Annotated in this window: 18 protein-coding genes and 1 tRNA gene; 13 read left to right on the forward strand and 6 right to left on the reverse strand. The window is 57.4% G+C overall.

Translation table 11 applies throughout. From position 1 onward, the window contains the following. The first annotated feature begins 6 nt into the window (after nt 1–6). Together VRY85_RS04450 and VRY85_RS04455 are read left to right on the forward strand one after the other, a co-directional pair. Nucleotides 7–1,206 carry a fatty acid desaturase gene (locus VRY85_RS04450; RefSeq protein ID WP_414597396.1) on the forward strand — a complete coding sequence of 400 codons (1,200 nt, stop codon included), beginning with the start codon at nt 7–9 and terminating at the stop codon, nt 1,204–1,206. Further along, nucleotides 1,203–3,473: a UvrD-helicase domain-containing protein gene (locus tag VRY85_RS04455; RefSeq protein WP_414597397.1), complete on the forward strand. Its 2,271-nt coding sequence runs from the start codon at nt 1,203–1,205 to the stop codon at nt 3,471–3,473. The genes VRY85_RS04450 and VRY85_RS04455 overlap by 4 nt, the downstream gene beginning before the upstream one ends. Nucleotides 3,474–3,490: 17 nt before the next feature. Here VRY85_RS04455 and VRY85_RS04460 read toward each other — a convergent pair whose 3' ends face one another. From VRY85_RS04460 to VRY85_RS04475, 4 genes are all read right to left on the reverse strand, one after another. Further along, nucleotides 3,491–5,443 carry an ATP-binding cassette domain-containing protein gene (locus VRY85_RS04460; RefSeq protein ID WP_414597398.1) on the reverse strand — a complete coding sequence of 651 codons (1,953 nt, stop codon included), beginning with the start codon at nt 5,441–5,443 and terminating at the stop codon, nt 3,491–3,493. After that, nucleotides 5,440–6,342, reverse strand: a complete 903-nt coding sequence (prmB, locus tag VRY85_RS04465) for a 50S ribosomal protein L3 N(5)-glutamine methyltransferase (protein ID WP_414597399.1) — start codon at nt 6,340–6,342, stop codon at nt 5,440–5,442. Before prmB ends, VRY85_RS04460 begins: the two co-directional genes overlap by 4 nt. Nucleotides 6,343–6,518: 176 nt before the next feature. Then, nucleotides 6,519–7,217, reverse strand: coding sequence for an HAD family hydrolase (locus VRY85_RS04470; RefSeq protein WP_414597400.1), 699 nt, complete (start codon nt 7,215–7,217; stop codon nt 6,519–6,521). Between the two features lie 541 nt (nt 7,218–7,758). Further along, a tRNA-Leu gene (locus VRY85_RS04475) sits at nt 7,759–7,843 on the reverse strand. Between the two features lie 270 nt (nt 7,844–8,113). Between VRY85_RS04475 and tig the strand changes: the two genes are divergently transcribed. The 9 genes from tig (at nt 8,114) to VRY85_RS04520 (ending at nt 19,454) form a co-directional block, all read left to right on the forward strand. Continuing rightward, on the forward strand, nt 8,114–9,424 hold the full coding sequence (gene tig, locus VRY85_RS04480) for a trigger factor (protein ID WP_414597401.1): 1,311 nt from the start codon (nt 8,114–8,116) through the stop codon (nt 9,422–9,424). Beyond that, nucleotides 9,424–10,080, forward strand: coding sequence for an ATP-dependent Clp endopeptidase proteolytic subunit ClpP (gene clpP, locus VRY85_RS04485; RefSeq protein ID WP_414597402.1), 657 nt, complete (start codon nt 9,424–9,426; stop codon nt 10,078–10,080). The genes tig and clpP overlap by 1 nt, the downstream gene beginning before the upstream one ends. A gap of 129 nt (nt 10,081–10,209) precedes the next feature. Further along, the gene (gene clpX / locus VRY85_RS04490) at nt 10,210–11,520 is read left to right on the forward strand and encodes an ATP-dependent Clp protease ATP-binding subunit ClpX (protein WP_414597403.1); all 1,311 of its coding nucleotides are present in this window, start codon (nt 10,210–10,212) and stop codon (nt 11,518–11,520) included. A gap of 232 nt (nt 11,521–11,752) precedes the next feature. Next, a complete protein-coding gene (gene lon / locus VRY85_RS04495) occupies nt 11,753–14,251 on the forward strand; it encodes an endopeptidase La (protein ID WP_414597404.1) in 2,499 nt (832 codons plus the stop codon). A gap of 321 nt (nt 14,252–14,572) precedes the next feature. Beyond that, nucleotides 14,573–15,880, forward strand: coding sequence for an NAD(P)/FAD-dependent oxidoreductase (locus VRY85_RS04500; protein ID WP_414597405.1), 1,308 nt, complete (start codon nt 14,573–14,575; stop codon nt 15,878–15,880). Between the two features lie 35 nt (nt 15,881–15,915). Beyond that, nucleotides 15,916–16,902 (forward strand): TRAP transporter substrate-binding protein DctP, encoded by a 987-nt coding sequence (dctP, locus tag VRY85_RS04505; RefSeq protein WP_414597406.1) that lies wholly within the window; start codon nt 15,916–15,918, stop codon nt 16,900–16,902. Between the two features lie 11 nt (nt 16,903–16,913). Next, a complete protein-coding gene (locus tag VRY85_RS04510) occupies nt 16,914–17,423 on the forward strand; it encodes a TRAP transporter small permease (RefSeq protein WP_414597407.1) in 510 nt (169 codons plus the stop codon). 64 nt (nt 17,424–17,487) lie between these two features. Beyond that, a complete protein-coding gene (locus VRY85_RS04515; protein WP_414597408.1) occupies nt 17,488–18,786 on the forward strand; it encodes a TRAP transporter large permease in 1,299 nt (432 codons plus the stop codon). A gap of 14 nt (nt 18,787–18,800) precedes the next feature. Beyond that, nucleotides 18,801–19,454 (forward strand): TetR/AcrR family transcriptional regulator, encoded by a 654-nt coding sequence (locus VRY85_RS04520; RefSeq protein ID WP_414597409.1) that lies wholly within the window; start codon nt 18,801–18,803, stop codon nt 19,452–19,454. Between the two features lie 59 nt (nt 19,455–19,513). Here VRY85_RS04520 and lexA read toward each other — a convergent pair whose 3' ends face one another. After that, nucleotides 19,514–20,152, reverse strand: a complete 639-nt coding sequence (gene lexA / locus VRY85_RS04525; protein WP_414597410.1) for a transcriptional repressor LexA — start codon at nt 20,150–20,152, stop codon at nt 19,514–19,516. A gap of 188 nt (nt 20,153–20,340) precedes the next feature. Between lexA and otsB the strand changes: the two genes are divergently transcribed. Both otsB and VRY85_RS04535 read left to right on the forward strand, forming a co-directional pair. Then, nucleotides 20,341–21,171 carry a trehalose-phosphatase gene (gene otsB / locus VRY85_RS04530; RefSeq protein ID WP_414597411.1) on the forward strand — a complete coding sequence of 277 codons (831 nt, stop codon included), beginning with the start codon at nt 20,341–20,343 and terminating at the stop codon, nt 21,169–21,171. Nucleotides 21,172–21,233: 62 nt separating this feature from the next. Beyond that, nucleotides 21,234–22,610: an alpha,alpha-trehalose-phosphate synthase (UDP-forming) gene (locus tag VRY85_RS04535; protein ID WP_414597412.1), complete on the forward strand. Its 1,377-nt coding sequence runs from the start codon at nt 21,234–21,236 to the stop codon at nt 22,608–22,610. Nucleotides 22,611–22,689: 79 nt separating this feature from the next. Here the strand turns inward: VRY85_RS04535 and VRY85_RS04540 are convergent, their stop codons facing one another. Then, the gene (locus VRY85_RS04540) at nt 22,690–23,895 is read right to left on the reverse strand and encodes an aromatic amino acid transaminase (protein WP_414597413.1); all 1,206 of its coding nucleotides are present in this window, start codon (nt 23,893–23,895) and stop codon (nt 22,690–22,692) included. Nucleotides 23,896–23,928: the final 33 nt, after the last annotated feature.

Below are 23,928 nucleotides of genomic sequence, written 5' to 3' on the forward strand. Positions count from 1 at the left end.
CCCAATATGGACCAAGTCTTTCATTATCTGGCTGGTGGCCTTCTTCAATTGTCATGGTGGCAAGTCGCCCTCATTACTTTGGGGTTGACGCACATCACCATCGTTTCGGTGACTGTCTTTCTGCATCGCAGCCAGGCCCACCGTGGGGTTGATCTTCACCCCGCCGCCATGCATTTTTTCCGCTTCTGGTTGTGGCTCACAACCGGGATGGTCACCAAGGAATGGGTCTCCATCCACCGCAAGCACCACGCGTATGTCGAACGTGAAGGCGATCCTCACTCACCGTTAGTCTACGGTATTGGCAAAGTGTTCTTCCGTGGCGCCGAACTCTATCGCGATGAAGCCGCCAATGCCGAAACACTCAAGCGCTTTGGGCACGGCACGCCCGACGACTGGCTCGAACGCAACCTGTATTCGCGCCACAGCGCCCTGGGTATTCTCATCATGCTGGGCATCGATCTCGCCCTGTTTGGCGCTTTGGGCCTCACTGTCTGGGCCATCCAGATGGCATGGATCCCATTCTGGGCCGCCGGCGTGGTAAATGGCCTGGGCCATTACATCGGCTATCGCAACTATGCCAGCCCCGACACCAGCACCAACGTGTTCCCCTTGGGCATCATCATTGGTGGCGAAGAACTGCATAACAACCACCACGCGCATGGCACGTCCTGCCGTTTCTCCGCGAAATGGTGGGAATTCGACATCGGCTGGCTGTACATTCGCATACTGGCGTTTTTCAAGCTGGCCACGATTCGCCGGGTCGCTCCGCGTCTCAAAGTCGAAGACGCCAAAAGCTCAGTTGATCTCGCTACTTTGCAGGCGGTCATTACTCACCGTTACGAGATTCTTGCCAAGTACACCCGCATGGTGCGTAAGGCTGCGGCCGCAGAGCTTCAATCTCTTAAGGCGTCCGCCAACGACACAGCAAATATTGCTTTGCTGAAGCGCGCCCAGAAGCTGCTTGCCCGCGACGACGACAAACTCGCCCCGGCGCAGTTGGCTGAAATTGAATCTGTACTAGCTCAGCACGAATCGCTTTCCACCATGGTAAAAATGCGCGCCGAACTGGCCCGCCTTTGGGAAAGCTCCAGTGCCAGCAGCGAACAACTCTTGGCCGATCTTCAGGAATGGTGCGCGCGCGCTCAGCAAAGCGGCATCGATAGCCTGGAGCAATTCGCCTTGCGTCTGCGCCGCTACGCGGCATGATAGAAGGGCTGAATCCACAACAGCAGGAAGCGGTTCAGCTTCCTGCTGAACATGCTTTGGTATTGGCAGGCGCGGGCAGCGGTAAAACCCGTGTACTCACCACGCGCATCGCCTGGCTGGTTCAAACCGGTCAAGTCAGCCCCGCGGGTATTCTGGCCGTAACGTTTACCAATAAGTCAGCTCGAGAGCTCCTCACCCGGCTTACCAGCCTGTTGCCGATCAACACCCGCGGCATGTGGGTGGGCACGTTTCACGGCCTGTGCAACCGCTTATTGCGGGCCCACCACCGTGACGCCGGGTTGCCCCAAACCTTCCAGATTCTCGATAGCCAGGATCAGCTCGCCGCCATCAAGCGCTTGCTAAAGGCCAGCAATATCGACGATGAAAAATTCCCACCCCGCGATGTACAGCGCTTCATCAATGGGGCCAAGGAAGAGGGCTTGCGGCCGCATGCGGTGGAGGCTCACGACGCCTTCCGGCGCCGCATGGTGGAAATTTACGAGCTATACCAGGCGCAGTGCGAACGAGAAGGCGTGGTGGATTTCCCTGAACTTCTCCTTCGTGCTTACGAACTGCTGAAGAATAACGCGCCGGTTCGTGAACACTATCAGCGCCGGTTCCGCCACATTCTCATCGACGAGTTTCAGGACACCAACACCCTTCAATACAAGTGGGTCACCCTGCTGGCGGGCGGTGGTGCAGCGGTGTTCGCTGTGGGCGACGACGACCAATCCATTTACGCGTTTCGGGGCGCGAACGTGGGCAATATGGCTGATTTCGAGCGCGATTATGCCCATGGCAATGTCATTCGCCTCGAGCAGAATTATCGTTCTTACGGCCATATTCTTGATGCCGCCAACGCCCTGATCGAAAACAACTCCGGGCGCTTGGGTAAAAACCTCTGGACGGAACAAGGCCACGGTGAACCGATTCGTGTCACCGAGCAGCCGTCCGATATTCTAGAAGCCCAGTGGGTGCTGGAAGAAATTCGCGCCTTGCTGAATGAAGGGCGCAGTCGCAGTGAAATTGCGCTGCTGTATCGCAGCAATGCGCAATCGCGGGTGCTGGAACACGCCTTGTTCTCGGCGCGAATTCCTTACCGCGTTTATGGCGGCCTGCGCTTTTTTGAACGCCAGGAAATCAAACACGCTCTGGCTTACCTGCGTCTGCTCGACAACCCGCACGACGACACCTCTTGGCTGCGGGTGGTGAACTTCCCCACCCGGGGCATCGGTGCGCGCAGTGTTGAACAGTTAACCGATATTGCTCGCGAGCAAGGTACCAGCCTGTACCGGGCATCGCCGTTGGTGCCGGGCAGGGCGGGTGCAGCCGTCGCTCGCTTCGCGGCGCTGATTCAAAGCCTGGCGCACGACGCTCAGGTGCTGACCTTGCCTGAACTCATCGAACAAGTGGTGCGAGAAAGCAGCTTGGCCGCGCACTATGAAGCGGATCGCGAAGGCCAGGATCGCCTGGAGAACCTGCAAGAACTCGTGAATGCCGCCACAGTCTTTAGTAGCGAAGAAGGCTACGACGGCTTGCCCGCAGGCCGAGCGATAGAGGTTCCCGCCGAAGAAGGGGGCGCCTTCTCGGGAGCAACCACGGCCATGTCGCCGCTGGCTGCTTTCTTGTCTCATGCTTCACTGGAAGCGGGTGAAAACCAAGCTTCTGCCTCAGAAGAGGCTGTGCAGCTCATGACCGTGCATGCGGCCAAGGGGCTGGAATTCGACGTCGTGTTTATCACCGGGCTGGAAGAAGGGCTATTTCCACATGAAAACAGCCTGCTGGAAGCAGCCGGCCTCGAAGAAGAGCGGCGCCTGATGTACGTGGCAATCACCCGTGCTCGCGAGCGTCTGTACCTTACACTGGCGCAAAGCCGCATGCTGCATGGGCAAACGCGCTATGCCTTGCGTTCCCGCTTTCTTGACGAAATTCCTGAAGAGCACTTGAAGTGGCTGTCACCCCGCGAAACCTCCCATATTGCAGCGGCAGGCACCGCCGCCTGGGGGGGCGCTTTCCGCCGTGGCAGGGGCTTTAGTGCCGGCGCCTCCAGCGTCGCGCCCATGCCAGCCCGGTCAGTCACCACTGGCGTCACCGTTGGCAATCAACAATTCCGTATCGGCACTGGCGTGCGGCATGCCCGTTTCGGTGAAGGAACCGTCATCTCACTAAGCGGTGCCGGCACCGACGCCCAGGCACAGGTCCAGTTCCGCGACGTCGGCCTCAAAACCCTCGCCCTAGGCGTCGCCCGCCTCGAAATCATCACCTAAAAGGGGTCTGTCCCGGTTTAAGCTTCCCGTAAGCTTTGGTCGATGGTTTCGAGGGCTTCTTGCAGGGTGAGCCATTCTTCTTCGAGTTCGCCGTGGCGGCGGGTGAGTTCGCCGTGTTCGCTAAGCACTTGCAGGCGCTCGTCGCGGCGGGCGTCGCTGTAGAGGTCGGGGTCGGCGATTAGCGTGTCGAGTTCGGCCATGCGTGTGGCGGCGCGCTCCATTTCTGCTTCGACTTTCGCAAGATTTTTTTCCAGGGGCTTGCGCTTGGCGGCGCGTTGCTGGCGGGCTTCGGCTTCCAAGCGGCGCTGGGCGCGGCGGTCGACAACGGCTGTGCCTTGTTGTTCCGCTTGGGCGGCACGAATGTCGCGCTCCTGGGCGCGTTGCTGGCTGCCGCGTTCGGCCAGCCATTGGCGGTAGTCTTCCAGGTCGCCGTCGAATTCGCTCACCTTACTGTCGGCAACAATCCAGAAACTGTCCACGGTGGTGCGTAGCAGGTGGCGATCGTGAGAAACCAGCAGCATGCTGCCGCCGAATTCAGCCAATGCGGCTGCCAGAGCTTCGCGGGTTTCAACATCCAGGTGGTTGCTGGGTTCGTCCAGCAGCAGCAGGTTGGGCTTGCGCCGCACAATCAGTGCCAGGGCCAGACGTGCCTTCTCTCCCCCGGACATCGGCCCGACCGGGTCGTTGACGGTATCGCCGCTAAAACCAAAGCTTCCCAGGTAACTGCGCAACTCGACTTCTCGCGTTTGCGGCTCAATACGCAGCAGGTGTTGCAACGGTGTAGATGCAGCATCCAGCATATCGAGCTGGTGTTGGGCGAAATAGCCGATTTCCAGCCCGCGCGAGGCATTGCGGCTGCCTGCCAGCACCGGTAGTTCCTCGCATAACGTCTTGATTAAGGTACTTTTACCTGCGCCGTTCACACCCAAAATGCCGATGCGGCTGCCACCTCGCACCATGAGGGTGACATCTTTTAGCACTTCTCGAACTGTACCGTCCGCGAGCTTGTACCCCGTACTGACGCCATCAAGCACCAATAAAGGGTCTGGCATGGATTCGGGTTCGGGAATGCGGATATCAATCCCCGATTCTGCATGAATGGGGGCGAGCTTTTCCATGCGGGCCAGTGCTTTCACCCGGCTTTGCGCCTGTTTGGCTTTGGTCGCCTTAGCTTTGAACCGATCAATAAACCCTTGCAGGCGGGCCGTTTCCTTTTGCTGGCGCTCCCAGGCCAGGTGATTCTGGCGCAAGCGCTCGCTGCGCTGTTCCAGAAAATCCTCATAGCCGCCGCGATAACGTTGCAACTTGCCCTGGTCGAAATGCAGAATCGCGCGCGCCACGGCGTCCAGAAACTCTGTGTCGTGTGAAATCAGCATGACTGTGCCCGGGTAAGCCGCCAACCAGCGCTCCAGCCACAACATGGCATCAAGATCCAAGTGGTTGGTGGGCTCGTCCAGCAGCAGCAGGTCGGAAGGCGCCATCAAGGCGCGCGCCAGCGCGAGACGCATGCGCCAACCGCCGGAAAAACTCCCCACTGGGCTCATCCATTGATTGGGGGTAAAGCCCAGCCCGGCCAGCAATTGTTCAGCGCGCGAAGGAGCCGTCCAGGCGTCGGCGTCGATCAGCGCTTGCTCCAGTTCGGCAATTCGCTGTCCGTCGTCAGGGCTGACTTCTTCACGTTCAGCCTGCAAACGGCGTAGCCGCCGGTCGCCGTCGATGACGAACTCGCGTGCGGGGCGATCCACCTCGCGAATTTCCTGCTCCACACTCACAATCTGCCAAGAAGCGGGAATTTCCAGCGAACCAGCGTCCGCGTCTAAGCTGCCTTCCAGCAAGGCGAACAGTGTGGATTTTCCCGCGCCATTCTTGCCGACGATGCCGACCCGTTCGCCGGGGTTGACGACAAAATCAGCGCCGTCGAGCAAAACCTTAGTGCCACGGCGCAGCACGATTCCAGAAGCGCGTATCACGACTCAAGCTGCTCCTTGGTCAACAATAGAATGTTCATTTCGGTAGTGGCTGTGTCGAGCCAAATGGGTTCCAAATGGGGGAAGGCGGCCGTGAAGTGTTCATACTCGTGACCGATTTCCAGAACCAGGAGTGCGCCCGCCGCCATGCGCGAAGGCGCATCACGCAGAATACGGCGGACAAGATCCATACCGTCAGCGCCCCCCGCCAGCGCCATGTCGGGCTCGTGCAGGTATTCCCGGGGCAGGGCATCCATTGAGTTCTGGTTGACGTATGGCGGGTTGCAAATGATGAGGTCGTATTGCTCTTTGGCCGGTAGGGCGTCGAACAGGTCGCTTTGCAAAGCGTGTACGTGATCTTCCATGCCGTGCAGAGCAATATTGCTGCGGGCGACGTCCAGCGCGTCGGCAGACAAGTCCACTGCATCGACTTGTGCATCCGGGAAGGCGTAAGCTGTCAGAATAGCCAGGCACCCCGAGCCAGTGCAAAGATCCAGCGCTCGCATCACCGGGCCTTCCACCCAGGGTTGGAGCGATTCTTCCAGCAGCTCAGAAATAGGGGAGCGAGGCACGATGACGCGCTCATCCACCAGAAAACGGTGGCCCTGCAGCCAGGCTTCTCCGGTTAAATAGGCGGCCGGCAGGCGTTCCACGCAACGCCGTTCCACGATGTACAGAAAGCGCTCACGCTCTTCTGGTAGAACACGAGCGTCCAGAAATGGCTCGAGGGTGTCCAGCGGCAGCCCCAAGGTGTGTAGTAGCAGGTAAACCGCTTCGTCCCAGGCATTGTCGCTGCCGTGCCCGAAACTGAGGTTGGCACTATGGAAGCGGCTGATTGCGTAGCGCAGCAGGTCGCGCAAAGTGTATAGTTCCGCCAACGAGGCGGAGTTCTGAGAGGGCATGGCGGGTGAATCCTTGACAGGCGTTTCGCTGCGGCAGCGTACCAAATTGGCCGGAATCCTATTCCTTGGCCAGGCCGCTGCCGATAAATGAGTAAAGCCGTGATTTTACGATGTGTGGGTGCTAACAGGCGCGGCTGTCGTCCTGGTGAGGGCAACTGCGCTATAGCGGGCGGGCGTCAGGCGGTTTGTTCCTGCGCTAGCAGCTCATTCCAATCGCTGAAGACAAAATGCGCAGGTTGCCCCTGCAGGGCAGGGTCTGCATAACCCGCTTGGTGTAACACGAAGCGTACACCGGCTGACGCCGCGCACTGCGCGTCTACGGACGTATCTCCAAAATAGAGACACTGGTCTGGTGTTATGCCCAGCATGCGTATGGTTTCCAACAAGGGAACGGGTGAAGGCTTGGCGTGTGACCAAGTATCGCAACCGGTGATGAAGTCGAAAAAGTCATGAATGCCGAATTTCCGGGTAGCGGTTATCGCACCGGCATAGCTTTTATTCGTGCAGATCCCCATCGGCAAGCCGGCCTCGCGGCAGGCCTGCAATACCTCAAGCGCGCCTTCATAAACTCGGGTGCGCTGTAAATCAAGTTTGGCAGCATTGGCCAGATAGCCTTCATTCAAAGGGGTGAAGTCTGCAGGCGCATTCCAGCCCATGTCGCCAACTATTGTGCGCAGGATGCCTTCAACCGTGCCGTGCATATTGTCGGGGAAGTAATCGTCCGGCAATTTACCAAGCCCAGCTTGCTCAAGCGTCATACGCATGCCTTGCAGAATATCGCCTGCGCTGTCGATCAGCGTGCCGTCGAGGTCAAAAACCACGCCGCGGACATCGTTTTCAGTGAACAGAGGGTGCAGGAAGATATCTTTTTTCATGGACGAAGACTTCAAGTTGAATCGGCGCCAAACAAAGGCGGTCGCAGGGCCGCTTAGAGCCGACGGACTGCTGACTAATGATGATCATTGTAGGGGAGACGTGCGCGAAGCGTGATGAACGCGGTTCCCCCTAAGGGGTGCACGCCTGTTAGCGAAGGCGTCCACGCAAAAGTGGAGATGCTCTCATGTTGAGTGTATGACTTTAGTAATTTTGAAAATTACCGCTTGCGGGTTTTGGCCCAATGCGGTTGGAACCGTGTGATTAACCGTGTTTTGAGGAAGAGCCAACCCTTCACGGCGATGCTCAACGACATACTTTCCACGCATCGTCTTTCAGTGGCCGGGCAGGCGCATAAAAATCTGTGCGCGATAGCCGTTTTTGGTTTTTGTAATACTAGCCATGCTGGGAGCAGATGTGGGGGCAATATGGGTGCATTGATGTGTAATATTTGATATTACACGCTCAAATCACCCCAAGACACCAGCATAAACCATTGATTTTTATAGTTATTGAAGTCTGTAATCAATGGATTTCAATCCATGGTGCGAACGGAGAGACTCGAACTCTCACACCTTGCGGCGCTGGAACCTAAATCCAGTGCGTCTACCAATTCCGCCACGTTCGCTAAAAACCAGCTGCTTTCCTTGCAGAAAGACAGCCCATTAGTGTAGCGTAATGATGTCGTGTCCTGCAAGTGACCTAATGGGCGGGGGAGCTTCTGTCGGGTTTTTCCTGTGCCAAGCGCTTCGGCTTTGGCTAGGCTGTGGCATCATGCTGAAGAGGCATGTGAAAGCTGCGCCGAATGCGCTCTGCGGCTGATGCGGTGTCCGGTCTCAGTTTCCGGTAAAATAACCGGTTCAATCTTTTATTTACCATCAAATTAAATAGGTCCCGAATGCAGCCCGTGGTTGAAAAATTGTCCGGCCTTGAGCGCCGTGTTGATCTGGTCGTTTCGCTTGAGGACGTCGAAAAGGAAGTGCAGGCCCAGCTAAAACGCGTCGCACGCAACGCCAAGGTGCAAGGCTTTCGCCCAGGTAAGGCTCCGTTGTCTATTATCGAGCGTAGCCATGGGCCTGGCATTCGCTACGATGTAATCAACGAAGAAGTGGGTCGTAGCCTTGAGAAAGTGCTGAGTGAAACCGAGCTGCGCGTCGCCGGGACACCCACTCTCGAGCCCAAAACAGAAGGTGTGGAAGAAGGCACGTTGGCTTTCTCGGCCACATTCGAGGTGTATCCCGATGTCGAGGTGCCCGATCTCTCCGCTCTGGCCATCACACGCAGTGCGTGCGAAGTCTCCGACGCCGACATCCAGCGCACGATCGACATTCTGCGCAAGCAGCGTGCCGTGTACGAAGCCCGCGAAGGCCGTGAAGCCAGCGCTGACGACCGTGTAACGCTCGATTTCGTCGGCCGTATCGACGGCGTGGAATTCGAAGGCGGCAAGGCAGAGAACTTCCCGTTCGTACTGGGGCAGGGCCGCATGTTGCCCGAATTTGAAACTGCCGTTACCGGCATGAAAGCCGGCGAGGAAAAAACTTTCCCGCTGACTTTCCCTGAAGAATACGGCAGCGAGGAAGTGGCCGGTAAAACCGCCGAGTTCACGATTACCGTACGTGAAGTGGCTGAAGGCATTCTTCCTGAAGTTGATGCCGAGTTCGCCAAGCAACTGGGCCAGCCCGAAGGCGATGTCGAAAAACTGCTGGCTGATGTCCGCACCAACATCGAGCGTGAAGTGAAAGCCCGCGTGCAGGCTCGCAACAAAGGTAGCGTCATGGACGCTCTGGTGGCAGCTTGCTCCTTCGATGTGCCCAAGTCGCTGGTTAAGAACGATGCTGAAGGCCGCGTAGCCGCAGCTCGTGAAGACCTCAAACAGCGCGGTGTGCCTAATGCCGATAGCATGCCGATTCCGGTTGAGGCTTTCGAAGCCGAATCCGAGCGTCGCGTGCGTTTGGGCCTGCTGGTTTCCGAGCTGGTCAACAGCGCCGATCTCCAAGCCAAGCCTGAGCAAGTTCGCGAGCGCATCGAAGAGTTCGCTCAGAACTACGAGCAGCCTGCGCAAGTTGTGGCGTACTATCTGTCCGATCGTCAGCGCCGTGCTGAGATTGAAGCCATCGTGCTGGAAGACAACGTTGTTGAATACGTGTTGTCCAAAGCCCAAGTTACAGACGAAAACGTCGCATTCGACGAACTCATGGGGACAAACTAATGTCGCGTTTTACCGATTTTTACGCCTCGATGTACGGGGGGAATTCGGTAGTGCCAACGGGGTTGGGCTATGTGCCCATCGTGGTTGAACAGTCGGGGCGCGGCGAGCGCTCCTACGACATCTACTCGCGCTTGCTGCGCGAGCGGGTGATCTTCTTCGTTGGTCCGGTTACCGATCATTCCGCCAACCTCGTGGTGGCGCAACTGCTGTTTCTTGAGTCGGAAAACCCCGATAAAGATATTTCCCTTTACATCAATTCGCCGGGCGGGTCGGTATACGCAGGCATGGCTATTTACGACACCATGCAGTTCGTCAAGCCGGATGTTTCCACACTGTGCACGGGTATTGCCGCCAGTATGGGGGCATTCCTGCTTGCAGCGGGCGCCAAGGGTAAGCGCTATACCTTGCCCAACTCCCGCATCATGATCCACCAACCCTCGGGCGGTGCCCAAGGCCAGGCTTCCGATATTCAGATCCAGGCCAAGGAAATCCTCAGTCTGCGTGAGCGGCTGAACGAAATTCTTGCTGCCAACACGGGGCAGCCCGTGGATCGCATCGCGGTTGATACAGAGCGTGACAATTTCATGTCTGCTGAAGATGCGCTATCTTATGGGCTGGTGGATAAGGTTCTGGTCTCTCGTACCGATCAGGCTTGACACCGGACGCCAAGGCTGAGGCCACAATCCAGGCAGGCGTTTCTCACCGACCGGCAATCGCTATGGGCGAGGCCGGTCGCCACTTTCGCGGCGTCGCCATGACGTCGCCTTGATTGATCCGAAATTCCTATGCCCGAAAAAAAAGGTTCGAGCGACGATAAAACTTTGCATTGTTCCTTCTGCGGCAAAAGCCAGCATGAAGTGCGCAAGCTTATCGCCGGGCCGTCGGTGTTCATTTGCGATGAATGCATCGACCTCTGCAACGACATCATTCTGGAAGAGTCCCAGGAAGCAGCGCGTGATACGGTGCGCAATGAGCTGCCGTCGCCTGCTGAAATCAAAGAATTCCTCGATGGCTACGTTATTGGGCAAGAAAAGCCCAAGCGCACGCTTGCCGTGGCCGTCTATAACCATTACAAGCGCATTCGCTATGGCGAAGTCAAGGGCGACGACGTCGAGCTTAGCAAGAGCAATATTCTGCTGATCGGCCCGACCGGCTCCGGTAAAACGTTGCTTGCCCAAACGCTGGCCCGCATGCTTGACGTGCCTTTCGTCATGGCCGATGCCACCACGCTGACCGAAGCCGGTTACGTGGGCGAAGACGTTGAAAACATCGTCCAGAAGCTGCTGCAAAGCTGCAACTACGATGTGGAAAAGGCGCAGCGCGCCATTATCTACATTGACGAAATCGACAAGATTTCGCGTAAGGCCGACAACCCCTCCATCACCCGCGATGTGTCCGGTGAAGGCGTGCAGCAGGCTTTGCTCAAGCTGATCGAAGGCACAGTTGCCTCCGTACCGCCGCAAGGGGGCCGCAAGCATCCTAACCAGGATTTTGTCCAGGTCGATACCACCAACATTCTGTTCATCGTGGGCGGTGCCTTCGATGGTCTGGAAAAGGTCATTCGCGACCGCAGCGAACGTTCCGGCATTGGTTTCTCTGCTTCCGTGCGCACCAAGACCGAAAAAGGCGTGGGCGAACTGTTCAGTGAAGTCGAGCCCGAAGATCTCATCAAGTTCGGTCTGATTCCCGAGCTCGTGGGGCGTTTGCCGGTATTGGCGACTTTGCAGGAACTGGATGAAGACGCATTGGTCCGTATTCTTACGGAGCCCAAAAACTCGCTCATCAAGCAGTTCCAGAAACTTTTTGCGATGGAAGATGTCGAACTTGAAGTGCACCCCGCTGCGCTGAAGGCAATCGCCAAGAGCGCCATCAAGCGTCGTACCGGTGCGCGCGGCCTGCGTTCTATTGTGGAACAGGCCTTGCTCGACACCATGTACGAACTGCCATCCCAGAAGAACGTGAAACGGGTCGTGCTGGATGAAAACGCCGTAACGGGTCAGGGTGTGCCCATGCTGGTTTATGAAGATGGCACGGAAAGCACAGCCTGGGAAAGCCCCAAGGCGGAAGCTTCCGGCAAACTTCAAGGGGCAGCCTGATCACAATCATTTCGGCCGCGCGGCTTGAAATTCCTGAAGCTGTCGCCATCTAGTCTGCAAGGAAAACGCTGATAAGGGAAGCCAGGGGGCTTTAAGGAGGGAATGAATTGCTTGCCTGCCAACAGGCAGAGTCATTGTTCAGGCCTTCCCCATACAAATCGCCAGGCGATTTGTTCAGATGCCCCCAAGCTTCCCTTTCGCTTCTACAGCCGAAATTTTAAGGAAAGTAACTATGTCTGCGAGCCAGATTCTTACTTCGGAACCCATGGATCTACCCCTTCTGCCATTGCGCGATGTGGTGGTATTTCCGCATATGGTGATTCCCCTGTTCGTTGGTCGCCCACGTTCCATCAAGGCGCTGGAACTGGCCATGGAGGCAGGCAATCACATTATGCTGGTTGCGCAAAAGTCGGCCGGCAAGGACGACCCCAGCCCCGAGGATCTCTACGAGATCGGCTGCGTGGCCAGTATTCTTCAAATGCTCAAATTGCCCGACGGCACCGTGAAAGTGCTGGTGGAAGGGCTGCAGCGCGCGCGCATCGAAAGCGTGACAGACGCCGAAACCCATTTCAGTGCCGTGGCTGTGCCGCTGGCACCTGAAACCGGCGATAGCGCCGAGGTCGAAGCGCTACGCCGCGCCGTCATGGCCCAGTTCGAGCAATACGTCAAACTCAACAAGAAGATTCCCCAGGAAATTCTCACTTCGCTGACGGGGATCGACGATCCGGCTCGCCTGGCCGACACCATTGCCGCACATCTGCCGCTCAAGCTCGATCAGAAGCAACGCATGCTTGAGGTCGTGGGCACGGCCGATCGCCTGGAAGGTTTACTCAGCCAGCTCGAAGAAGAAATTGATATTCTCCAGGTTGAGAAGCGCATTCGTGGCCGCGTCAAAAAACAGATGGAAAAAAGCCAGCGCGACTATTATCTGAATGAGCAGGTCAAAGCCATTCAGAAGGAGCTGGGCGAGGGCGAAGAGGGCGCTGATATCGAGGAACTGGAAAAGAAAATCCAGTCCGCTCAAATGCCCAAGGAGGCACGCAAGAAGGCCGATGCCGAGCTCAAGAAACTCAAGCTCATGTCGCCCATGTCTGCCGAAGCTACGGTGGTGCGTAACTATATTGATACCTTGATCAGCCTGCCATGGCGCAAGAAGAGTCGCATCAATAATTCCATCTCCAATGCCCAGGAAGTTCTGGATGCCGACCACTACGGCCTGGAAAAGGTGAAAGAGCGCATTATCGAGTACCTCGCTGTGCAACAGCGGGTGGATAAGCTCAAAGCACCGATTCTGTGTCTGGTCGGGCCGCCCGGGGTGGGTAAAACATCGCTGGGGCAATCCATCGCCCGCGCGACCAACCGCAAGTTTGTCCGCATGGCGTTGGGCGGCGTGCGCGACGAAGCCGAGATCCGCGGCCACCGTCGCACCTATATTGGCTCCATGCCGGGCAAGATTCTGCAGAATATGTCCAAGGTGGCCGTGCGCAACCCGCTTTTCCTGCTCGATGAAATCGACAAAATGGGTGCGGACTTCCGTGGCGATCCGTCTTCAGCTTTGCTGGAAGTGCTCGACCCCGAGCAAAACCACACCTTCCAGGATCACTACATTGAGGTCGACTTCGACTTGTCCGACGTCATGTTTGTGGCAACCAGCAACACGCTGAACATTCCGCCTGCATTGCTGGACCGCATGGAAGTGATTCGTCTGTCGGGCTACACCGAAGACGAGAAAGTGCATATTGCTTTCGACCACCTGTTGCCCAAGCTGATGAAGAATAACGGCGTGCGGGACGGTGAGCTCGTCGTCGAAGAAGACGCTGTACGCGACATTGTGCGCTACTACACCCGTGAAGCCGGTGTGCGTGCTTTGGAGCGCGAAATCAGCAAGATCTGCCGTAAGGTGGTGAAGAAGCTGCTTCTTCAGGTGGCCGAGGCCTCTTCGGCAGCCAAGCAAGCCAGTGCACAAAGCGCCAAGGGCAAGGTACCTGTGGTTGAAGTCGAAGCCATTCGCGTCACCTCTGAAAATCTCTCCGATTTCCTGGGTGTGCGCCGCTATACCTTTGGCATGGCCGAGACAGAAAACAAGGTGGGTCAGGTAACCGGCCTGGCTTGGACGGAAGTTGGCGGCGACCTTCTTACCATTGAAGTGGCTGACATGCCGGGTAAGGGCGTGGTGCTGCGCACCGGCTCAATCGGCGACGTCATGAAGGAATCGGTTGAAGCTGCACGTACGGTGGTGCGGGCGCGTGCTCAGAAATGGGGTATCGCCAGTACAGCCTTCGAAAAACGTGACCTGCACGTCCACTTCCCAGAAGGCGCTACACCCAAAGACGGCCCCTCTGCCGGTATTGCCATTACCACGGCCATGGTGTCGGCGCTTACGGGCATCCCCGTGCGTGCTGATGTCGCCATGACGGGCGAGATCACGCTGCGTGGCGAAGTCTTGGCCATTGGCGGCCTGAAAGAAAAACTTCTGGCCGCGCATCGGGGCGGTATCAAGACGGTGCTGATTCCTGAAGAGAACGTGAAAGATCTCGCCGAAATCCCGGATAACGTCAAAAATCATCTGGAAATCATTCCAGTGCGTTGGATTGACCGAGTTCTGGAAGTGGCGCTGCAAGATCTTCCCACGCCGCTGTCGGATGAAGAAGAAGCGCGTCTTGCTGCGGAAGCGCTGGCAACGTCCAAGAAAGTGGATGATGTTGCTGGCGGCGATGTAGTCAAGCATTGAGGTTGCAAGCCGGTCGAGTGCGTTGTTTCTTTGAACAGCGCGCCCGATTAACCCGACCACAATAGCAGTGCAGTACTCAGCCAAACGGCCTCTCCGGGTTTACAACACCCGGCGGGGCCGTTTGGCATTTATCCCACCCATCTGTTTCAGCCCCGTCGCGCGGGCAAGATTCAACTCCCACACCGTAATCACGGCGTTTGAACGCCTGACTTGTGTTGCGAAAAAGCTTTGCTTGATAGCGCCAGGGGGCGCAACTGGGTTGTATGTTGACATTCAACTGTGTATGATTACCATACACTTATGAATGGTTGATGTCATATCATGTTGTTTCCTCGCAATGACTCCACAAACGGCTGGAGTCGCATCATTGCACCGCGCACCCCTAATAAACCTCTGAAAGCATCCATAAAGGCCGACTGGATCGTGGTTGGTGGCGGTCTTGCTGGTCTGGCTGCAGCACGTCGTCTGGCGGAGAATCGCCCGGATGACAGTATCGTCTTGTTGGAAGCGGATCGCGTAGGAGAGGGCGCGCAAGGGCGCAATTCGGGGTTCGCCATTGATGCACCGCATAACGTAGGCAGCTCCATGAGCGAAATGGCTGCAGCAGAAAGCCATCTGCGGCTGGCGCGAGCGGCGATTGCGTATCTCAAAGAACAAGTCGTTAAGTACGACATCCAATGTGATTGGCAGGTGGCCGGCAAGTTCCACGCAGCCGTTTCTCAGAACGGAATCAATACGGTGCTCAAGCCCACGTTAAAAACGCTGGAAGCTCTGGGTGAACCGCACGAGTGGCTGGAAGGCAAGGCCCTGCATGACAAATTGGGGTTTGACCATTTCGCAGCGGGCATTTACACCCCCGGAACGGTGCTGTTGAACCCGGCTGCCTTGTGTCATGGTCTGGCTGATTCCCTGCCGGAAAATGTCACGCTTTATGAGCAGACGCCGGTTAGTAGCATCGCCCACCAAGACGGCGTTCAAGTGTGCACGCCTAATGGCACAGTCACCGGCAAGAAGCTGATTCTGACCGTGAACGGCTGGGCGACCCAGTTTAGTTATTTCAAGAATCGCATCATTCCACTGGCCGCCCATGCCAGCCTCACCCGGCAAATGACGCCTGAAGAGCAGGCCCGGCTGGGCGGGCTCGAATCATGGGGGCTGACGCCGGCCAATGCCTTCGTGGGCATCACCATGCGCCGCACGCCGGATCAACGCATTCTGATTCGCCAGAAAATGGCTTATGCCCCCACACTGGCGATGAGCGACGAGTCGCGCGCCGAGGCGCGGCGTGAACATCAAGCGCTGTTTGATGAACGCTTCCCCATGCTTAAAGGCGTCACCATGGAGCACACCTGGACGGGCATTATTTGCGTGTCACGCAATGGCGCTCCCGGCTTTGGGAAAGTGGCGGAAAACGTCTACTCGGCCGTCATTCACAACGGGGTGGGCCTGACCAAGGCAACGGCGGGCGGCATGCTGATCGCGGACGAAGCATGTGGTGTGGACAACCACTTGCTGAACGACGTTCGCTTGCAAGGGGTGCCTCAGGCGTTGCCGCCCAGCCCATTGTTTGATGTGGGCCTGCGCGCCCGCTTCCAGTGGGAACTCTGGCGTCATCGCGCTGAAGCCTGATCTGAAAAAATTATATTGAAACCAAAGGAATCCTGATGTTGAAACTCCGTCATTTACTGCTTTCCGCTGCGTTAATCATGAGCGCGGGGCACGTTAGCGCAAAGACATTGCGCATCGCGACTGACTCTGGCGCCAAAGGCTCGCCCAGCGGCGACGCCATTGAAAAATGGGCCTCGCTTATCGAAGAGGGCGCGGACGGCATCAAAACACGTGTGTTTTACCAGAACCAGCTCGGCGGCCAGGAAGAGGTGTTCGATCAGCACATCGCAGGGGATGTCCAGTTGATGCTGAACTGGCCCATGACGTCTTATGACAAACGTATCGCCGTTATCTATACACCTTACATGTTCACATCCTGGGAAGAGGCGATGGAGGCCTACAAGCCCGGTGGCTGGTTGAACGCCGCGCTGGATGGCATTTATACAGAAAACGGCCTGAAATTTTTTGGCGCCTGGCCTGAAGGCTTTAATGGGGTAGCGACCAAAGGCAAGTACGCGCTAACCGTTGAGGAAGCTCGCGCACTCAAAGTTCGCGTTCCGCCGGTGTTCCCGTTTGGTGAAACCTTGAGCGCCATGGGCTATCAGACCGCAGCCATTGACTGGGGTGAGGTGTTTACATCGATCCAGACCGGCGTGGTCGATGGAGACGCCGCTAACGTCATTTTCTATGATTATGAGTACTTCCGCGACACGCTGGACAACTACGTTCGCTCACGCCAGCAGTTCATCACCGGCGTCTTGTCCATGAACTTGGAAGTCTGGGAATCTCTCGACGCTAAAACCCAGAACGTTATTCAAGAGGCTGCCCTGGAAGTGATGACTGAGCAGTTCGAGAAGGCGCGGCAGGCAGACCAGGATATCGTGGATAAATGGGAAGCGCTGGGCAAGACTTATGTCGTGCTGGAAGGTGACAAACTGGGCGAAATGGCCCGCCTCGTGCGCGAGACGGTCTGGCCGCAGATGCGCAATGAAGTCGGCGAAGACGTATTCGCAATTATCGAAGCGAATGCCAGCGCGTTCTGACGCGGTTTTATATGAATGACTTCGTGCATTTCTGGGGTCGTCAGGCACTCAAAGCGATTGAGTGGCTGGCGGTACTGACCAGTGTGGCGGTCGCCGTGCTGCTGGTGTACCTGGTGGCTGTGCGCTACCACTTTAACAACCTGCCTGCGGGCGGCGTCCACGCCATGTCGCTGGTGGGGGCCATGTGGTTGTATATGACGGGTGCGCTCATAGCGAGCCAGTCGCGCCAGCATCTGGTGGTCGATATCGTGGCCTCACGCATTGTTTCCCCCCGCGTGCAGGCTTGGCATCGCTTGCTTGTGTCATGCATCACGTTTGTGATTATTTGCATTTTCGCGTATTGGGTCTACCGCATGTTTTTGTGGGGTTCGCGGTTTTCCACGACGCTGCCCGGGGTTGATCTGCCGCTTTGGGTTCCTCAGGCCGCTATTGGGTTGAACGCAGTGGGTTGCGTCTGCTACGGCTTGCGGGATGTCGGTCAGGCTGTATCGAACCTGCGCAATGTGTCCATGAGCGCCTGACCACGTATTTGTGCGCACGCCTTGTCGTGGGTGAACAAGGCGGGTAAGACCGGAGTATTTCACTGTGTACGCCCTTTATTCAATTGTTCTGCTGTTGTTCCTGTTAGGGCTGGGTGTACCTGTTGCCTGGTCGTTCGCGGGCATGCTGGCCATGCTCACCTACCTCTACGATGTCAATCTCAACACCTTGATGCTGCAGGGGTTTCGGTCCCTGAACTCAGTCGTATTGCTGGCTCTGCCGCTTTTCATTATGGCGGGCTATCTCATGCAATCCGGCGGTGTGGCGCAGCGGTTAATTGAGTTCATTGAAACCCTGGTGCGCGGCCGCCGTGGCGGGTTGGGGGCTTCACTGGTGCTGGCATCGGGGCTTTTCGGCGCCATTGCCGGTACGGCCTCGGCAGCGGTGGCTTCGATTGGGACCATCATGGTGGATCCCATGGCCCAACGAGGCTATCCCCGTGCATATTCGTCGGCTTTACTCGGGCAATCGTCGTTGTTGGGGATTTTGATCCCGCCGTCCATCACCATGATTCTGCTGGCTGTCGTCACTCAGCAATCGGTGGTGGCTTTTTTTGCTGCCACTATCGGGCCGGCTATCTTGCTGATGCTGGGCCTGATTTTGGTTAACTATCTGTTTTCAGGCGGTTGGTTATTTACCGAAACACCGCCCGATGCCTCGGAGCCCGCCGCGAAGACGTCACGCTTACGCTCTGGTGCGCGGGCCTTTCCTGCCTTGTGCATGCCGATCTTGATTCTTGGTGGGATCTACGGGGGCATCTTCACGCCCACGGAGGCGGCCGCCATTGCTGTGCTGCTAGTCGTGTTTATCGGCTTTTTCATTTACCGTGACCTGACTTTGGCGCGCTTGCGCGAGGGCTTGGTGCGCTCGGCCGAGACCACAGGCATTATTGTGCTGATTCTGCTGTTCTCGTTCTTAATCGGCCGCATTCTGGTTGCTGAAGGCGTTCCACAAGATCTGACCGAGTTTGTGACGGGGCTGGTGGATAGCCCAATCGCCATTCTGTTGATCGTCAATCTGTTCCTGATTGTGGTGGGCATGTTGATTGATGATGTTTCACTAACCGTGGTGATCGCGCCCTTGCTTCTGCCTCTGGTCGGCGTGGCCGATATTCACCCCGTTCAGTTCGCTGCGATTGTGGCGTGTGCGGTCGTCGTGAGCGCCAACAGCCCGCCCATGGCGCCTATTTTGTATTTGTCCTGCCGGGTGGGCAAAGTTGTGGTGCACCAATCGTTCCGCCCCGCCATATTGCTGATTGTGCTGGTAGCGATTCCCATCCAGTTACTCACTACTTTTATACCTGCGATTTCTCTATTCTTTCCCCGTTTACTCGGGTTGATATAGCGCATAGGGCCGTTATGAAAAGTAGAGATCTTATCGAGCAAGTTGCCCAAGAAGGCGAAGCCGCTCGTGTTGCGCAGCTTTCGCGTGCTGACTGGTTAGCCGTTGCGCTTGAGCTTTTTAAAACCGAAGGTATTGAAGCGGTGCGTGTCACGCGCATGGCGGAAGCGCTTGGCGTTACACGAGGCAGCTTTTATTGGCATTTCAAACATCGCGAAGACCTCCAGAATGCACTGATTGTTTTCTGGCAAAAGAAGAATGTGCAGTCTGTGCTGCAGGCGCTGGACGAGAACCACGCGCTGGATGACGGCATTCTGTCCTTGTTTTCAGCCTGGCTAAACCCCGATCGTTTCGAGCCAGGCTTGGACTTGGCCATGCGCGATTGGGCCCGGCGTTCGCCCAAGGCCAATGATGCGGTTAACGAAGCGGATACGCTGTGCATGGATGCCATCGCGGCTTTCTATGAGCGTCACGGCTTCGAGCCGGTGGAAGCCAGGGCACGGGCACGCACCATTTACGCCTGCCAGATTGGGTATTACGTCGTGACAGGCCTGCATGAGCCTATGGCGATTCGCTTGCGGTATCTGGAATCAATTTATGCCATCATGACGGGCCAGGCCCTGGCCCCTGAAAAAGCTGAGCGCTTCAGGGCCGCGCATATCCCCGCTTAACGGCATAGAACCCAGCCTTGGCGCGGCCCGCATGCGAGACGCTGCGGGCCTGCGTAGTTTTAATGCAAAGGCGCGGCGCGGATCAGGCCCACGGCCAGCCCCTCGATGGCGAAATCGTCGCTTGGGTGAACGATAATGGGGGAAAAGTCGGGGTTTTCGGGCAGGAGCTGCAGGGAACCACCGCTGCGCTGCAAGCGCTTGACGGTGACTTCGTCGCCCAGACGGGCCACGACAATTTGCCCATTGCGGGCTTCAGGGGTTTTTTTCACTGCAAGCAGGTCGCCCTCGAGGATGCCTGCGTCGCGCATGCTGAGGCCCCGCACTCTCAGAAGGTAATCGGGAACAGGGTTGAACAGCGAAGGCTCGACGCCGATTTCGCGTTCGATGTGTTCGGCTGCAAGAATGGGGCTGCCGGCAGCCACCCGACCGACAATAGGCAGCAACAGGGATAGCGGGCGGGCGGGTTCTGAGGGCGCCGCCGGAGGCTCGGCCAAACGGATTCCCCTAGAGGCGCCGGCAGTAAGCGTGATGGCTCCCTTGCGGGCCAGCGCCTTAAGGTGGTCTTCAGCGGCATTGGGCGAGCGGAAACCCAGCGCGTGTGCGATTTCTGCACGAGTAGGCGGAAAGCCGGTGCGCTGGATTTCGGAACGGATGAGATCCAGGATTTCCTGTTGACGAGCTGTGAGTTTGACGGCCATGGTAAGCGCTGTTTTTTTATACAGTCCTGATTTTGACCTGTTTGTACAGGAAGATCAAGCGGAAGATGCTGTGGCTGTAGCGCGCAGCCGTTATAGGCATGTGCTCGACTTGTATCAGGGTGGTTCACCGGCAGACAGCAGGGGCGCGCGGATGTACTATGAAATGTATGCGCCATGACCACCCGCCCATGCGTCAGCCCCGCTCTTCAAGGCGCGGTCGAACGCCGTTGCGCGACACGCAGGCGGCCTTGCCGGGTATTCTCACCGGGCGTTTGGCAGATGTTCCGCCGCCGGTGCTGCGCATCCCACCTTCCCGGTTGGCACTGTTTCTGGATGTCGACGGTACGCTAGCCCCGATTGCTGCAAAGCCACAGGGGGCATCGGTGCCGTTGCGTACAAGGCGTCTTTTACAGCTATTACAGCGTCAGGGCGTGGCATTGGCAGCGCTTAGCGGGCGCCCGTTGTCGCAGGTACGGCGTTTGCTCTATCCGCTCGACATTCCTTTGGCCGGTTCACATGGCGCACAGGTCAGCCTGTCAGGCCGCGGCAGCATTCGCAGTTCAGGGCCGGTACCGCAGCGCATAGCAGCCATTCTGGAGTACGGCGTACAACGTCTTCCCGGGGTCTGGCTGGAACGCAAACCGGCTGCGATGGCCTTGCATTGGCGGCAAGCGCCACAGCATCGTGCGGAGGTATCCGTACTGGCTCAGCAGGTTTTGGCTCATGCGCCGGGTTGGCAGGTGTTGGAAGGGCATTGCGTGCATGAAGTCAGGCGGCAAGGCAGCGACAAGGGGAAAGCGCTGGGGCATTTGATGCGTCAGCCAGAGTTTGCAGGGCGTTGGCCGCTCGCTGTGGGCGACGACCGTACCGATGAAGACGCATTTAAGGTGGCGCTTACCCTGAAGGGGGGAGCGATTCGTATCGGGGTCGGCCCGAATACAGCGGCGCCATGGCGACTCCGAGACACGGATGAGCTGGTGGTCTGGCTTGGCATGTTGCTGCGCTCGTTGCGAGTTTGAGTGCCATACTGGCGGGGGCGTGAAATCCCCATAGGGCAGGGCCAACACAACAGGGAAGGGGTATGAGCGAACAGGAGCGGTTGGTGATTGTGGCAAACCGGACGCCCGCCGTGAAATCGGCGGGGGGGCTGGCTTCGGGTTTGCTGGATGCACTCAAGGCGAAGCCCAGCCTGTGGTTCGGCTGGAGCGGCGAGTTGCGGGATGATGACGCAAATTGCGTGCAATTATTCAGCTTAGGCCGCCTGATCGTGGCATCAATACCGCTTACGACCGAGGCGCATAATCGCTACTACAACGGTTTTGCCAACGGGGTGTTGTGGCCTGCCTTTCATCATCGGCTGGATCTCATGAGCTTTAGCGAAGATGATTACGCAGGCTATCAGGAAGTCAATCAACATATGGCGGCCCAGTTGCGACCGCTGCTGAAACCAGACGACCTGGTGTGGGTGCACGATTATCACCTGCTGCTGTTTGCGCAAATGTGTCGTGCACAAGGTATCAGTCAGCGCCTGGGTTTCTTCCTGCATATCCCTTTTCCCGTGCCCAGCGTCGCCCAGGCTATTCCCCGCATCGATGAGTTGCTTGATGCCATGTGCGATTACGACTTGCTGGGTTTCCAGACAGAAGACGACAGACAGGCTTTCGTTAATACATGTCGTGCACGTCGACCCGGTAAACCGGTTCCGCTGACCGGCGTGTATCCCATTGGTGTGGACCCCCATGCTTTACAACGGGAAGCGCAGGTGAAGCCCTTGGTGCGGTTGTGGCCGGAAGATAGCCATCTTCAGGGGATTCTCAGCGTTGACCGCCTCGATTACACCAAGGGACTGCCTGAGCGTTTCAAAGCCTATGCCTTGTTGCTGGAGGCTCACCCCGAGCTGCACGGGGAGGTTCAACTCGTGCAAATTGCGCCGACGTCGCGCACGGATGTGCCGGCTTATATAGAGCTGCGCCACGAGCTGACTGCCTTGACTGGAGAAATTCTTGGCGCCTACGGCAAACTGGATTGGCAGCCCTTAGTCTATGTCGAGCATCAATATGATCGCGCGGTTCTGATGCCCTTATACCGCCAAGCCAGAGTCGGGCTGGTGACCCCTTTGCGCGACGGGATGAATCTCGTGGCCAAAGAGTTCGTGGCTGCACAGAACCCGGCTGATCCCGGTGTGTTGGTGTTGTCCCGCTTTGCCGGTGCAGCCAGCCAGCTCGATGGCGCTTTGCTGGTCAACCCGCACGATCCAGGAGAAATGGCCGAAGCCATGCGCCAGGCTCTTCTGATGCCGCTTGAAGAACGCCGCGCTCGCTATGCGCGCATGTGGGATGTGTTGTGCGAATCTGATATCGAAGGGTGGCGCACGCGCTACCTGACTGATCTGAGAGCCGTGCAAGTTGCAAACGTGGAGGTGGAACCCGGCCTTGCCTCCCAACCCAGGACAGTGTAGAACGGTTATCGCCTTGGCTACGCTAACCAGAAGCCAAAAGGCCGCCTAACTGGCGGCCCTTTGGCGGATGAAAATACGCTTACTGGCTTAAAACAGCGGCAATGGCCTGCGCGACGTAGTCGATATTGTGGCTGTTGAGTGCCGCGACGCAAATGCGGCCAGTAGATACAGCGTAGATGCTGTGCTTCTCGCGCAGGATGTCGACCTGCTCTTTGCTGAGCCCGGAATACGAAAACATGCCGCGCTGCTGCAGCACAAAGCTGAAGTCTTGCTCAACGCCTTGGGCCTTGAGTTTTTCTACCAGTTGGCTGCGCATGTCGCGAATGCGTTCGCGCATGGTGGCGAGCTCTTCTTCCCACAGTCGGCGCAGTTCAGGCGTATTCAAGACGGTGGCCACAATGGTGCCGCCGTGGGTCGGCGGGTTGGAGTAGTTAGTGCGGATAACGCGCTTGAGCTGGCTGAGAACGCGTTCGCTTTCTTCGGAAGAAGAGCAGATCAGGGTGAGGGCGCCGACGCGCTCACCATAGAGTGAGAACGACTTGGAGAAGGAGGAGCTCACCAGCATGGTGATGTCTTGGTCAGCGAACAGCCGTACCACCGCGGCGTCTTCTTCTATGCCTTCGCCAAAGCCCTGATAGGCGATATCAAGGAAAGGGATGAGGCCTTGCCGCTTGATCAGGCCGGCAATTTCCTTCCATTGCTCAAAGGTAGGGTCGACGCCGGTGGGGTTGTGACAACAGGCGTGAAGCACAACAATCGTGCCCTCTGGCAGCGCACTCAGGGCGCCAACCATGCCTTGGTAGTCGAGCCCGCGGGTTGCGGCATCGTAATAAGGGTAGGTTTCTACCAGAAAGCCTGCGCGTTCAAACAGAGCGCGGTGGTTTTCCCAGCTTGGGTCGCTGATGACGACTTTGGCGTTGGGCTTGAGCCATTTGAGGAAATCGGCGCCGATTTTAAGGGCGCCTGTACCGCCCAACGCTTGTGCTGTCAGAACGCGGCCGGAAGCCAGAAAAGGGCTGCTGTTGCCCAATAACAGCTGTTGAACGCCCTGGTTGTAACTCGCAATGCCTTCGATGGGCAGGTAGCCACGTGGTGCGGCAGCTTCGACACGCGCGACTTCTGCTTGATGCACGGCTTTCAGCAGAGGCAGGCGGCCTTCGTCATCGTAATACACGCCCACGCCCAAGTTCACCTTGTTCTCCCGAGTATCGGCATTGAATTGTTCATTCAGGCCCAGGATAGGGTCACGGGGAGCAAGTTCGACGGATTCGAATAAGGAGTTCATGATAGGGGAGAAGGCGGAAAATGATGGGGGCTG

This window comes from Achromobacter sp. F4_2707 (assembly GCF_047501535.1).
GTDB lineage: Bacteria > Pseudomonadota > Gammaproteobacteria > Burkholderiales > Burkholderiaceae_B > Yanghanlia.